Origin of the sequence: Streptosporangium sandarakinum (genome assembly GCF_013409935.1) — a bacterium.
GTDB classification, from domain to species: domain Bacteria; phylum Actinomycetota; class Actinomycetes; order Streptosporangiales; family Streptosporangiaceae; genus Streptosporangium; species Streptosporangium nondiastaticum.
Genome location: NZ_JACCCO010000001.1, coordinates 3226672 through 3239391, shown reverse-complemented (window position 1 = coordinate 3239391; position 12720 = coordinate 3226672). Strand labels below are relative to the sequence as shown.

10 protein-coding genes are annotated in these 12720 nt (G+C 72.6%); 4 read left to right on the top strand and 6 right to left on the bottom strand.

Annotated features, from left to right (window positions below; translation table 11 throughout):
- The first annotated feature begins 15 nt into the window (after window positions 1–15).
- Genes HDA43_RS14510 through HDA43_RS14500 form a run of 3 tightly spaced genes read left to right on the top strand, consistent with a single transcriptional unit; the run spans window position 16 to window position 3694 of the window.
- Window positions 16–1104, top strand: a complete 1089-nt coding sequence (locus HDA43_RS14510; protein ID WP_179820913.1) for a glycosyltransferase — start codon at window positions 16–18, stop codon at window positions 1102–1104.
- Between the two features lie 60 nt (window positions 1105–1164).
- Window positions 1165–3009: a DUF4434 domain-containing protein gene (locus HDA43_RS14505; protein WP_179820911.1), complete on the top strand. Its 1845-nt coding sequence runs from the start codon at window positions 1165–1167 to the stop codon at window positions 3007–3009.
- 19 nt (window positions 3010–3028) lie between these two features.
- On the top strand, window positions 3029–3694 hold the full coding sequence (locus tag HDA43_RS14500) for an NUDIX hydrolase (RefSeq protein WP_179820908.1): 666 nt from the start codon (window positions 3029–3031) through the stop codon (window positions 3692–3694).
- Window positions 3695–3822: 128 nt separating this feature from the next.
- On the opposite strand, the gene HDA43_RS14495 is transcribed toward HDA43_RS14500, so the two are convergent.
- Entirely contained in the window at window positions 3823–4449 is a 627-nt protein-coding gene (locus HDA43_RS14495; protein WP_179820905.1) for a Uma2 family endonuclease, read from the bottom strand.
- 102 nt (window positions 4450–4551) lie between these two features.
- Here HDA43_RS14495 and hisC point away from each other — a divergent pair, with 102 nt between their 5' ends.
- Window positions 4552–5613, top strand: coding sequence for a histidinol-phosphate transaminase (gene hisC / locus HDA43_RS14490; RefSeq protein ID WP_179820902.1), 1062 nt, complete (start codon window positions 4552–4554; stop codon window positions 5611–5613).
- Window positions 5614–5749: 136 nt separating this feature from the next.
- Here the strand turns inward: hisC and HDA43_RS14485 are convergent, their stop codons facing one another.
- From HDA43_RS14485 to purD, 5 genes are all read right to left on the bottom strand, one after another.
- Complete coding sequence (locus HDA43_RS14485; RefSeq protein ID WP_179820899.1) at window positions 5750–6691, bottom strand: EamA family transporter; 942 nt, start codon at window positions 6689–6691, stop codon at window positions 5750–5752.
- A gap of 380 nt (window positions 6692–7071) precedes the next feature.
- Window positions 7072–8361, bottom strand: coding sequence for a GTP cyclohydrolase IIa (locus HDA43_RS14480; protein WP_179820897.1), 1290 nt, complete (start codon window positions 8359–8361; stop codon window positions 7072–7074).
- Between the two features lie 225 nt (window positions 8362–8586).
- Window positions 8587–9855, bottom strand: coding sequence for a UDP-N-acetylglucosamine 1-carboxyvinyltransferase (gene murA, locus HDA43_RS14475; protein WP_179820894.1), 1269 nt, complete (start codon window positions 9853–9855; stop codon window positions 8587–8589).
- Window positions 9856–10176: 321 nt separating this feature from the next.
- On the bottom strand, window positions 10177–11214 hold the full coding sequence (locus tag HDA43_RS14470) for a hypothetical protein (protein WP_179820891.1): 1038 nt from the start codon (window positions 11212–11214) through the stop codon (window positions 10177–10179).
- Between the two features lie 213 nt (window positions 11215–11427).
- Window positions 11428–12660, bottom strand: coding sequence for a phosphoribosylamine--glycine ligase (gene purD, locus HDA43_RS14465; protein WP_179820889.1), 1233 nt, complete (start codon window positions 12658–12660; stop codon window positions 11428–11430).
- Window positions 12661–12720 lie beyond the last annotated feature (60 nt).

Below are 12720 nucleotides of genomic sequence, written 5' to 3'. Positions count from 1 at the left end.
CGGAGGCTGCGCGCAGTGCACGTGCTCGTCATGACGGTGGTGCATCACCCCGAGGACGCCCGGATCCTGCACCGGCAGATCCGGGCGCTCGTCGATGCCGGTCATGAGGTCACGTACGCCGCGCCGTACACCGCGCGGGGCGTCATGGCCCGGTCGTGGGTGAACGGCGTCGACCTGCCCCGGGCTGCGGAGCGCAGGCGCCTGTCCGCCGTGCGGGCCGCCCGCAAGGTGTTCAAGCGCATGCGCGACCAGGTCGACCTGGTCGTGATCCACGACCCCGAGCTGCTGCTCGCGGTCGCGGGCGTGCGACGGCGGCCCCCGGTGGTCTGGGACGTCCACGAGGACACCCCGGCGACCCTGTCGCTGAAGCCCTGGTTACCGGCGTTCCTGCGGCCCCCGGTACGGTTCATGGCCCGCATGTTCGAGGGCGTCGCCGAGCGGCACCTGCACCTGCTGCTGGCCGAGAGCGCCTACGCCGGCCGGTTCAGCCGCACCCACCTGGTCGTCCCGAACGAGACCTGGGTGCCCGACACGGTGACCACGCCGGGCGACGACCGCGTCGTCTACCTCGGCTGGCTGTCGGAGGCGCGCGGGGTGCACGACGCCATCGAGGCGGCCCGGCTGCTGAGACCGCACCGGGTGGCGGTCGAGCTGATCGGCTACGCCGACCCGCAGTCCCGGCCGGCGCTGAACGCGGCGGTGGCCGAGGGGGTGCTGGAGTGGCGCGACTTCATGCCGAACGACGAGGCGCTCAAGCGGCTCGACGGCGCGCTGGCCGGCCTGTCGCTCCTGCACGACGAGCCCAACTACCGCCACTCCATGCCGACGAAGATCGTGGAGTACATGGCCCACGGGGTCCCCGTCATCACCACGCCCTCGCCGCGCGCGGTGGAGCTGGTCGAGCGCTACAACAGCGGCGTGGTCGTGCCCTGGAACGACCCCAGGGCGGTCGCCGACGCCGTGCTGTTCCTCCGGAACGACCCCCGCGAACGGCATGGCCGGGGCGCCCGGGGGTATGCGGCGGCCCGTGCGAACCATCACTGGCCGAACTCCGCCCGTCGCTTCGTGGCCCAGCTGGAGGAGTGGGGCGGCGTCAAGAACTGACCGCGTGTACGGCGAAATGATTTACGTCCGCCTGATCACAAGAACGGTAGTGTCCTGATCGTGCGCTGGTTCACCGCTCTGCTCGGCGTGGCGATCCTCGCGGCGGTGGCGGCGGTCGTCCTGGTCCTCCCCCGGGACGGCGAGAAGGCGGCCGACGGCAGGACGCCGATCGCGTCGTCGGTCCCCGCGCGGACCCCCTCGACCCCCGCCCCGAAGGCCGAGTTCACCGACCCCTGTGGAACGTTCGACACGGCCATGCCCACGCCGTACGCGGTGACCGGCTACTGGCTCATCCCCACGGTCGACCACTGCACCTGGCGGCGGCAGTTCGCCGCCATCCACCGGCTGGGCGGCGACACCGTGATCCGGATCGGCTGGGGCCTGCAGGCCCGCCGCGTCGACGACGAGGGCCGCGTCCTGGACAAGAACGGCGAGGAGGTCGATCCCCGCTACGAGCCGTGCGTGGAGGACGGGCTGCCCTGCGAGGCCGCGGCCGAGCGCGACCTCCAGGCCGCCAACCCCGGCAACCGGGTGAGCTGGACGTTCGTCTACCGCACCGACGAGGCGTTCGGTCCCGGCCTGTTCCGCTGCCCGGAGTTCGAGCGGAAGATCCCCATCGGCAAGACCGTCTTCTACCGCCTCCTCGTCAACGAGGACGGCAGCGACGACCCGACCTGTGACAACATCAGGGCCAAGGGCCGCGGCTACCACGTGATCCTGATCGCCGCGGCGGAGAAGGACAGCCTCACCGAGCTGCTCGACCTCGGCGACCAGTTCGGGGTGAAGGTCTTCCCCGCCCTGCCGCTGGCCCCGCGCGACCCGGCGCTGCAGTCCAGGGCCGCCAAGCAGGGCACGAACACCCTGACCACCCTCACCCGGCGCATCCTGCAGGACTACGGCGACCGCTTCGGTGACCGGGCCTCACTGGGCGGCTTCTACCAGCCGTTCGAGGTGCAGATGCGCGACATGCGCTACTCGGGGTCCAGCGACCCGGAGGAGGCGAAGAAGGACCATCCGACGCTGCGGGTCTACGCCTCCCAGCACGAGATCGTCGAGCAGGAGATGCCGGGCAGGCCCATCCTCGTCAGCCCCTACCTCGACGCCCGCAAGAGGCTGTCGTTCAGCGCCACCCCCCAGGAGGTCGCCCGGGGGTTCGAGGCCCTCGCCAGGACCGGGGTCGGCATCATCGCGCCGCAGGACAGCCGCGGCACCGGCAAGGTCGGGCTGTTCTGGCCCGACGAGCGCGACGAGAAGGTGGACGAGAGACTGCGCCCGGTCGTCGGGGAGGCCGACAACGGCACCGCCTACCACGGCTCGACCCGCGACTACTACCGGGAGATGTCCGCGGCCCGCGACCGGATGGCCGAGCAGGGTTACAACGTGCAGCTGTGGGCCAACGTGGAGGCGTTCGAGCCGTCGAAGGGCGAGCCCTGCGAGGTGCGGACCGGCGACCGCGGCCGTACCGACAAGAAGCGGCTCGACGCGGCCGTGACCCAGGCCGGCCGCTACGTCTCCAAGATCGTCTCCTACATGTGGAGCGACTTCTACACCTGCGGCTCGCCGCCGCTGTCGGAGGAGATCACCCGCGACTGGAACCGGCCCATCCCGGTGGACGCCGTCCGCCGGCCGCGTGACATCCAGGACGGCGTGGAGATCCGGGGCTACAACATGCCGATGGGCGCGAAAGTCACCCTGACCTGGGAGGGACAGGAGACCCCCAAGGTCGTCGAGGTGGCCGGGGTGAACCTCAACCCGCCCCCGCCGAACCAGCCCGCCCGGATGGAGACGGCGTGGATCCCCTTCGACTGGACCCAGGTGCCGCCCGGCCAGTGGGTGGAGGTCGAGGTCGCCGCCCCCGACGGACGGGCCGCCGCCGAGGCGCTGCACGTCCGCGTCGCCCTCTGACCGGTGTAACGTGCCTGGCATGGTGCCGCGCATTCCCGTCAGCGTGGACCTGGTCGTCCTCACGGTGCGCTGCCAGGCGCTGAGCGCGCTCGTCTGGCGCCGCGACAGGCCCCCCTCCGAAGGACGCTGGGCCCTGTCCGGCGGATTCATCCAGCTCGACGAGGACCTCCCGGCCGCCGCGGCGCGGATCCTCGCCGAACGGGCCGGCCTGCCCGGCGCCCCGGTCCACCTGGAGCAGCTCCAGACCTACGGCTATCCCGACCGTGACCCGCGCCAGCGCGTGCTGAGCGTCGCCTACCTCGGCCTCGCCCCCGACCTGCCGGCCTCCACCGAGGCGCACATGAGCTGGGAGCCCGTCTCCTCGCTGCACGACATGGCCTTCGACCACCGGCGCATCATGGTCGACGGGGTCGAGCGCGCCCGCAGCAAGCTGGAGTACACCCCGCTGGGCGCGGCGTTCTGCCCCCCGGAGTTCACCGTCGCCGAACTGCGCCGGGTCTACGAGATCGTCTGGGACCGTCCCCTGGACCCGCGCAACTTCCACCGGAAGGTCACCCGGGCGGAGGGCTTCCTGGTGCCGACCGGCCGCACCACCACCCGCGACGGCGGCCGCCCCGCCAAGCTCTACCGACGCGGCCCGGCGACGCTCCTGCACCCCCCGATGCTCCGCTCCCTGAAGGACTGACCTCGGCGGATCCCCGAAGGACGGGCGGTGACGGCACGGGCGGCGTCGCCCGGACGTGAGCCCCGGTCACGCAGGGCCGAGGAGACGGACGGAGCCCCCGTCGTTCGGTCCTCGGCGCCTCACGGCGGTCAGAGCTCGTCGATCTCCCCCAGGTCGATGTCGATCTCGAAGGGGACGCCGACCTTCAGCCGGTCGTGGTGGACGCCGGCGATCCCGTAGGTCCGGGTGGCCGGGTCGAGCTCGTAGACGTAGACCACCGGGCGGCCCTCGGCGAACTCCACCCGCCAGAAATGGGGGATGCCCGCGCCCGCGTACAGCTGCGGCTTGCGCTCGCGGTCGCGGATCTCGGACTCGGCGGAGACGACCTCGACGGCCAGGAGCACGTCGGCCGGTTGGTAGGTCGTCTGCCGCATGTCCTTGACGGCCTCCCCGCGGATCACGATGAGATCCGGTTCCGGCCGCTGACGCTTTCCGAGCGTCACGGTCATCTCCCTGCGGACACGCACGTCCGTGGGAGCGGCACGGCGAAGCTCACGCTCCAGAAGGAACATCACCAGCGCGTGGAAGTTGGTCTGGGGGCTCACGAAGACGAGAGTGCCATCGATCAGTTCGGTGTGCGGGGGGATTCCCCTGAGCCGGTCCAGGTCGTCGGCGGTGAAACCCTCCGCGGGAGGGATCACCCAGGACGGCAGGGGTTCCGTTTCGGATATGTCGGCATCGGGGGCCTCGGCCACGTGCGGCGGTGCGATGCTCATGTCGTCCTCCCGGTCGGGCAAGCCTCTCACCTCCAGTGTTCCAGGATCATGCCCCGTGCGCCCGCCGTTCTCCCAGCCGGGCGATCCTCCTAAAGTAAGAGCATGCCTCGTTTCCGCGCCATCCTGGACACCATGCCCGCCTACAAGGCGGGCAAGGCCGTCGTCTCGCCCGACGGCCGGTCCTACAAGCTGTCCTCGAACGAATCCCCCTACGAGCCGCTGCCCTCGGTGGTCGAGGCGGTCGCGAAGGCGGCCACGGAGATCCACCGCTACCCCGACCCGGCCGCGACCGGCCTGACCAACGCCCTGGCCGAGCGGTACGGCGTGCCGCCGGAGCACGTCGCGCTCGGCGGCGGCTCGGTGGCGGTGGCCCAGCAGCTCTTCGAGACCGTGGGCGAGCCGGGCGCCGAAGTGGTCTACGCCTGGCGGTCGTTCGAGGCGTACCCGCTGCTGGCCGACCTCGCCGGGACGACCTCGGTACGGGTCCCGCTGGCGGGTGAGTCGCACGACCTGGACGCCATGGCCGAGGCGATCACCCCGCGGACCCGCATGGTGCTCGTCTGCAACCCCAACAACCCCACCGGCACGGCCGTCCACTCGGCCGAGCTGGAGGCGTTCCTGGACCGCGTCCCCGAGGACGTGCTGGTCATCCTCGACGAGGCCTACCGGGAGTACGTCAGGGACGCCGACGTGCCCGACGGCCTCACCCACTACCGGTCCCGGCCCAACGTCGCCGTGCTGCGCACCTTCTCCAAGGCGTACGGCCTGGCCGGGCTCCGGGTGGGCTACCTCATCGCCGACGAGCCGGTGGCCTCCGCCGTGCGCAAGACGATGGTGCCCTTCGCGGTCAGCCACCTCGCGCAGGCCGCCGCGGTCGCCTCGCTCGCGGCCGAGGACGAGCTGCTGGAGCGGGTGGAGGCCGTGGTCAAGGAGCGCACCCGGGTCCGCGAGAGCCTGATCGGCCAGGGCTGGGAGGTGCCCGTCACCGAGGCCAACTTCGTCTGGCTCCGCCTGGGCGAGCGCACGACGGCCTTCGCCGAGGCCTGCGCGGCCGAGGGTGTGGCGGTGCGCCCGTTCGCGGGGGAGGGGGCGCGGATCTCCATCGGGTCCCCCGACGCCAACGACACCTTCCTCGCGGTCGCCGAGGCGTTCCGGAAGGCCTGACGGCCCGCCGCGGGCCCGCTCCGCCGGGCCCGCGGCGAAACCCACGGCCCCTCGCCCGCCGCGTACGGGCCCGCATGGTCCGCGTCCGCCGTGCACGGCCCGCGTCCGCCGCGTACGGCCCCGTCCCGGCGCGCCGTCAGGCGGCCGCCGGTTCCTCCTCGGCGGCCGTCCGCGTCCGGCCGCGGCGTTCGGTGGAGACCACCAGGGCCACGCCCAGGACGATCACCAGGCCCGCCACGAGCATCGGGACGGTGACCGCCTCGTGCATGACGAGCGCGCCCAGGGCGACCGCCACCGCCGGGTTGACGTAGGCGTAGGTGGAGACGAGTGAGATCGGGGCGTTGCCCAGCAGCCAGACGTAGGCCGTGAAGCCCACCAGGGAGCCCATCGCGATCAGGTAGGCCAGTCCCGCCCAGGACGCCCCCGAGATGGCCCCGAAGTCCACGTGTTCACCCGCGACGGAGGCGACCAGCACCAGCCCGGCGCCGCCCGCGGCCATCTCGACCGCGCTCGCGGCGAAAGGGTCGGCGGGCATCGGGATCCGGGCCGACAGGAATGATCCGACCGTCCACGACAGCGACCCGAACAGGATGATGGCGATCCCCACGCCGTCGCCCGAACCGCCCCCGCCGGTCAGCGACAGCCCGGCCACCCCGCCGAATCCGAGCAGCACCCCGGTGAGGGTCAGCGTCCGCGGCCGGTCCCTGGCGATGAGCCGCAGGATGACCAGCCACAGCGGCACCGAGGCCACCAGCAGCGCGGCCAGCCCGCTGGAGATGTGCTGCTCGGCCACCGCGACCATGCCGTTGCCGCCGGTCAGCAGCAGCAGCCCCACCAGCGCGGCCCCGCCGGCCTCCTTCGCGGTCATCCGGAAGGCCCGCCGCCCCCGCAGCGCGAGCACCGCGAGCGCCAGGATCGGGGAGGCCGCCAGGAAGCGCATCGCGCCACTGCTCAGCGGTGGGATCGTCTCGATCGCGAACCTGATCCCCAGGTAGGTGGACCCCCACACGACGTACACGATCGCGAGCGCTCCCCACACGAGGAGCGGCCGGGGGCCGACAGCAGTGTCACGGCTCATGACGCATGACAATAGCCCCTGCGCCCGATCGTCATGTCGCATATTTCAGACATTGAGATGGGCGAGGGGCGAGTCGCCGGATCAGGAGTGAACCGCCGGATCCGGGGAAGCCATGAAGCCTGAAGACGAACCACCGGACCCCGGAACCACCGGGCTCCCGGAAGCCGCCGGGAGCGGAAGGAAGCCGTCGGGCCCGGGGGGTGAACCGCGGAGCCCGGGGACCCCGCCGTGCGAGGGCGGGGTCACCCGGCCGCGGAAGGCCGCAGGGGCTCGGTGACCGCTCGGACGACCGCTCAGCGGCCGTACGGTGACGGCTCGGATGACCGTACAGTGACGGCTGACCGCACAGCGGACGCTCGGTGGCCGGCCCGGTGGCCGCCTCAGTGACCGCCGAGCTTCTCCACGATCAACCGGTACAGCTGGCGGGGCCGGCCCGGCTGGGGGGTGCGGTTCGGCGGAAGCGGCCACGCGAGTCCCTCGTCCACCAGCGTGCGCAGCAACCGCCGTGCCGTCCGCGGGGTGACGCCGAGCATCTTGCCCGCGCTCTCCGCGTCCACCACCGTGTCCCCGCCCTCCAGCTTGGCCGCCAGCCTGGCCAGCACCTCCACGCCCTTCGGCTTGAGCTGCCCGCCGCCCTGGGGAGGCATCCTCGGCGCCGGGACCAGCGCCCTGCCCTCGCGGTCCACCGCGAAGCCCTGCGCCTGCTTGCCCGCCTGCGTGCGCGCCATGGCCGCGCGGGCGTGGGCCTCGGCGTCGTGAGCGGTACGGCCCATGCCGACCCCCACCTCCACCGCCAGACCCAGCTCCTCGCGCACCCGGGCGGCGAACGGCAGCACCCGGAACCCCTCGGTGGCCGTGGCCACCGAACCCCGCGTCGCGGTCACCATGTAGCTGTGGTCGTCGACCGGGGTCACCGCCGCGTTGATCCGGTTGGCCTCCTGCACCAGCAGCCGGTGCAGCGACAGCCGCAGCTCGTCCCGCCAGTGGCGCGGCGCGGCCCGGCGGACCGGCTCGCGCAGCGTGGGCACCTCCACCAGGATCACGGTGAGCTGTGACTCCTCCAGCCGGTGGTGGGCGCCCAGCAGGGTCGCGGTGTGCAGCGCCGTACGGATCGCCGCGGAGGTCGGGCGGATCCTGATCGTCGGCACCCCCGCCGCCTGCAGGCGGTCGGCGACCGCGGGCAGGCACGTCAGCGCGCCGGTGCTGAGGCCCTGGCGGACGAGGCGCTCATGGAAGGCCGTGATCGTCCCGGTGGCCCCGGGCTCGTCACGGCTGTGCACCTCGCCCGCGGGTAGGCCGAGGTCGGCGTAGGCCTCCTCGACGTCGGCCCGGCTCAACACGTCCACGCTGACCCGGCGGGGGTCGATCCGCTCGTCCAGCGCCGCCCTCGCCAGCGCGGCGATCAGGGCGGCGCCGCCGAGCTGGACGTACGTCGCGGGCATCGTCAGCACCCCCGAACGCCGGGCCAGGTCGTAGGGGACGGGGCTGGCGAACAGGCAGGCGTCCACCCCCGCACCCAAACGATTGACCTTGTCGGAGGCCTCCTGCTCGTCCCGGTATGCAGCGGCTACCAGGCGACAGGGCAGCGGGGCCGCCGCGTGTCCCATCAACATCACTCGCTCGACGAGGTCATGGGGTCCCACGACACCGATAGTGAGGTCCGGTGTCATGGCACCCGGGCGTGACACTCGTGGAGCTTCTTCAGCTCGCTCGACCAATGTTCGTCCCATCATGCCATCCGTTTGTTTCGGCTCTCTTTTGGAACGATCGCTTGTGATGGCCGTAATGTCACGCCCGATTTGATGTCAATTCTGGAGGCAAGTTCGGGGGTAAACCCCTTACTTCCATCGTTTACACAGGTCATCCCGGCTTTAGGGGAGGCGTGAACCCGGCGATTACGCGGGAGAAATCTCCCGGGTCACATCGCCGCCCAGGGCCTGCATACGCTCGGCGAGATATGAGTGGCCGCGGTCGATGAGATATCCGGATTCGATGACGGTCTCCCCTTCGGCGGCCAGACCGGCGAGCACGAGGGCGATTCCCGAACGAAGGTCGTGCGCGGTCACCGACGTTCCGGTCAGCGGAGTGGCACCGCGGACGACCGCGCTGTTCTCCTTGACCTCGATGTCGGCGCCCATCTTGTTCAGTTCGGAGGCCAACGCGAACCGGCCGTCGAAAATGCGCTCGTGAATGTAGCTGGCGCCGTCGGCGAGGCAGGCGACCGTCATGATCGGCGACTGCAGGTCGGTGGCGAAGCCGGGGTAGGTGTCGGTGATGACGTTGATCGGGCGCAGCGGACGGTCCCGGCGCACGTGGAGCACCGCGCCGTGGTCTGCGAACTCCACCCCCATCTGCTCCAGCTTGTAGCGGACCACGCCGAGGTGGTCGAGGTCGGCGCCGACCAGGTTGACCTCGCCGCCGGTGACGGCCGCCGCCATGGCGAACACGCCCGCGTCGAGACGGTCGGGCATCACGGTGTGCTCGACGGCCTGCAGCTCCTCCACGCCCTCGACGGTGATGAAGCCGGTCCCGCCGCCGCTGATCTTGGCGCCCATCCGGGTCAGCATTTCGATCACGTCGAGGACCTCGGGCTCCAGCGCCGCGTTCTCGATCACGGTGGTGCCGCGCCCGAGGACGCCCGCCATGATGAGGTTCTCGGTGCCGGTGTGCGAGGGAGTGTCGAGGTAGAGGGTGGCGCCGGTGAAGCCGGCGGCCTTGACGTGGATGACGGCGTCGCCCTCGTCCACCACCGCGCCGAGGCGCTTGTAGCCCAGGTAGTGGAAGTCGAGGTTGCGGCTGCCGAGGTTGCACCCGCCGACGCCCTCGATGACGGCCTCGCCGAGGCGGTGCAGCAGCGCGGGCACGAACAGCACCGAGCCGCGGAAGCGGCGGGCGATCTCCGCGGGCAGCACCGGGCTCGTCAGCGTGGACGCGTCGATGACCAGCGTGCGCTCCGCCTCGTGGAGCTCGACCTTCGCGCCGATCGCCTCGGCCAGTTCGACCGCGCGGCGGACGTCCTCGATGATCGGCACGTTGCGCAGCACGGTGCGGCCCTTGGCCGCCAGGAGCGCGGCGCCGATCATCGGAAGGACGGCGTTCTTGGCTCCCTGGATGAAGGCGGTTCCACGGAGGGGATTGCCACCGCGCACGCGGTAACGGACCATTCGTAATGCTCCTTGCAGGTGGGGCGGTTGTACGTCTACGGCGAAGCGCGACAGCCGGGGCGGCTACCGGCCAACAGTAGCCGCTGGATGTCCCTGAACAGGCCGCTTCGTGCGGGAACTACCCCTCGAACGGCCGAACAGTCGGGGGGCGCGTGAACTCCGGGTGAGGGGCACGCGTCCGCTCGGCGGTCCGGGGGGAACGGAAGGGCGGCACGGGGGTCTTTCGCGGGGTCGTCCGGGACGGTCGCCGGGGCGGCGCGGAGGCGACCGGGGGCCACGGGAGCCCGCCCCAGGGCACGTGCTTCACCGCCCCGATTTTATTCACGCCGCCCGGGTCCCCCGCGCGGCGGGGGTCAGCGGGGAGGCGGCCGACAACAGGGTGTCGGCGCGCTGGTCGACGAAGCGGGTGACGAGTTGCTGGCCGTACCCGAACGCCATGGCCCATACCAGGATCGCCGGCTGCGAGCCGAGCCCGGCGAAACCGGGGACGAAACCGGAGTTCAGGATCAGCAGGCCGAGCACGGCCGTGGCGACCCCGGCCGGCGCCTTGAGGAGGTTCTGCACCACGGCCAGCGAGTAGCGGGTGGACTGCTCCGACCGGGTGGACAGCGAGGCCGCGGTGGCCAGCGCCGCGCCCAGCATCCCGACCAGGGCGACGAGCGGGACGTCGCCGTGGCCCGGACTGCGCCCGCCGGTCGGGCAGATCTGCGCGGGCATCAGCCCCTGGGCCTGGATCACCGCCTGGTTCCCGCACATCGGGACGACCTCGGGCCAGATCGCGCCGACGGCGACCACGCCCAGCACGAGCAGGGTGAGCATCAGCACCCCGGCGAGCAGCAGGTTGCGGAAGCTGCGGACCCGCCCCGTCTCCATGGCCTGGGCGGTGTAGGCGGCGCGCAGCACCGACTGCATCAGCGGCCTGTCGTCCTCGCCCAGGTCGCCGGCGGCGAGCCTGGCCTGCAGGTGCACCAGGCGGGGGTCGTCGGCGGGGAGGTAGGCCCGGCCGATCGCCACCACCTCCGGGCACCTGCCGCACAGCTCCACCGTGGGCAGCACGCCGTACAGCATGACGGTCGCGCTGTTGATGTTGGACCAGGCGCCCTCGATGGCCTGGCCGGTCAGCCAGCGCCGCAGCCCGTGCCTGCTGCGGGCGTAGGTCTCCGCGCGGGCCAGGTGGGTTCCGATGCCCTCGCCGACCGAGACGAGCTGGCCCGCCTCGTCGCGCAGGGCCAGGGCGCGCTCGGCGTCGGCCCTGATCTCCTCGCTGCGCGTGGCGACGTACACCCGCCAGGTGCCCGGCCAGCGCAGCACGCCGGTGTCACCGATCCGTTCGAGCGACACCGGGGAGTCGAGCGTCATCGTTCCTCCGAGGGGGGCGCGGCGGGACGGGCGGCACCTGCCCCCTGCTCATCGGGGCATGCCTCCTCCACGCTACGTCTCCCGCCCCCCGCGGGTTCACCGTGCCGCCCCGGCGTCTCCCGCGGGCCTCCGGGCCGCGCCGGCCGCGCCCGCCGTACGGGGGCGGCGCCGAGAAGAGGCCCGGGGAGGGCCCGGGGCGCCGTGCCCGCGGCTTCAGAGGGCGCGTGACGCGATGTCGGTGCGGTGGTGCGAGCCGCGCATCCGGACGCGGCCGACCGCCTCGTAGGCCGCCGCGCGCGCCGCCGCCACGTCCGGGCCGGTGCCGACCACGCTGAGCACCCGCCCGCCGTTGGAGACGACGCGGTCGCCGTCGGCGGCCGTCCCGGAGTGCAGCACGTAGGCGTCCCCGCCGACGTCGGAGAGCCCCTCGATCACGTCGCCCTTCACCGGCTCGCCGGGGTAGTTCTCCGCCGCGACGACCACGGTCACCGCGGCGCCCTCGCGCCACGACAGCGGCCCGAAGCCGCCCAGCGTGCCGTTCGCGCAGGCCAGCAGCAGCCGGCCCAGCGGCGTGGCGAGCCGGTCGAGCACCACCTGGGTCTCCGGGTCGCCGAACCGCGCGTTGAACTCGATGACCTTCGGGCCGTCGGCGGTGAGGGCCAGGCCGACGAACAGCACCCCGGTGTACGGGGTGCCGCGCCGGGCCAGCTCGGTGACCGTCGGGATGACGGTCTCGGCCATCACCCGCTCCGCGAGGTCCGCGGGCGCCCACGGCAGCGGCGTGTAGGCGCCCATGCCGCCGGTGTTGGGCCCCTCGTCGCCGTCGTAGGCGCGCTTGTGGTCCTGGGCGGGCTGGAGCGGCACGGCCGTGGAGCCGTCGCACAGGGCGAACAGCGACACCTCGGGGCCGTCGAGGAACTCCTCGATGACGACCCGCCCGCAGGCGGCGGCGTGCCGCAGCGCCTCGTCGCGGTCGCCGGTGACGACCACGCCCTTGCCGGCCGCGAGCCCGTCGTCCTTCACCACGTACGGCGCGCCGAACTCGTCCAGCGCCGCGGCGGTCTCCTCGGGGGTGACGCAGGTGCGCGACCGCGCGGTGGGCACGCCCGCCGCGGCCATGATCTCCTTGGCGAACGCCTTGGACCCCTCGATGCGGGCCGCCTCCGCCGACGGCCCGAAGCAGGGGACGCCCGCCGCCCGGACCGCGTCGGCCACCCCGGCGACCAGCGGAGCCTCCGGGCCCACCACCACCAGGCCGGCCCCCAGCTCCACGGCCAGCCCGGCGACCCGGTCCGGGTCGGTCGGGGTCACCGCGTGGAGGGTCGCCACCCGCGCGATGCCCGCGTTTCCGGGAGCGCAGTGGACTTCGGTGACCTCGGGATCTGCCGCCAGCGCCCGGCACAGGGCGTGCTCGCGCCCGCCGGAACCAATCACAAGAACGCGCACGTGCGAGAGCCTATCGGTCCCCCGCCGGGCGGCGGTCCTCCCGGTTCGGCGGACGGCCGT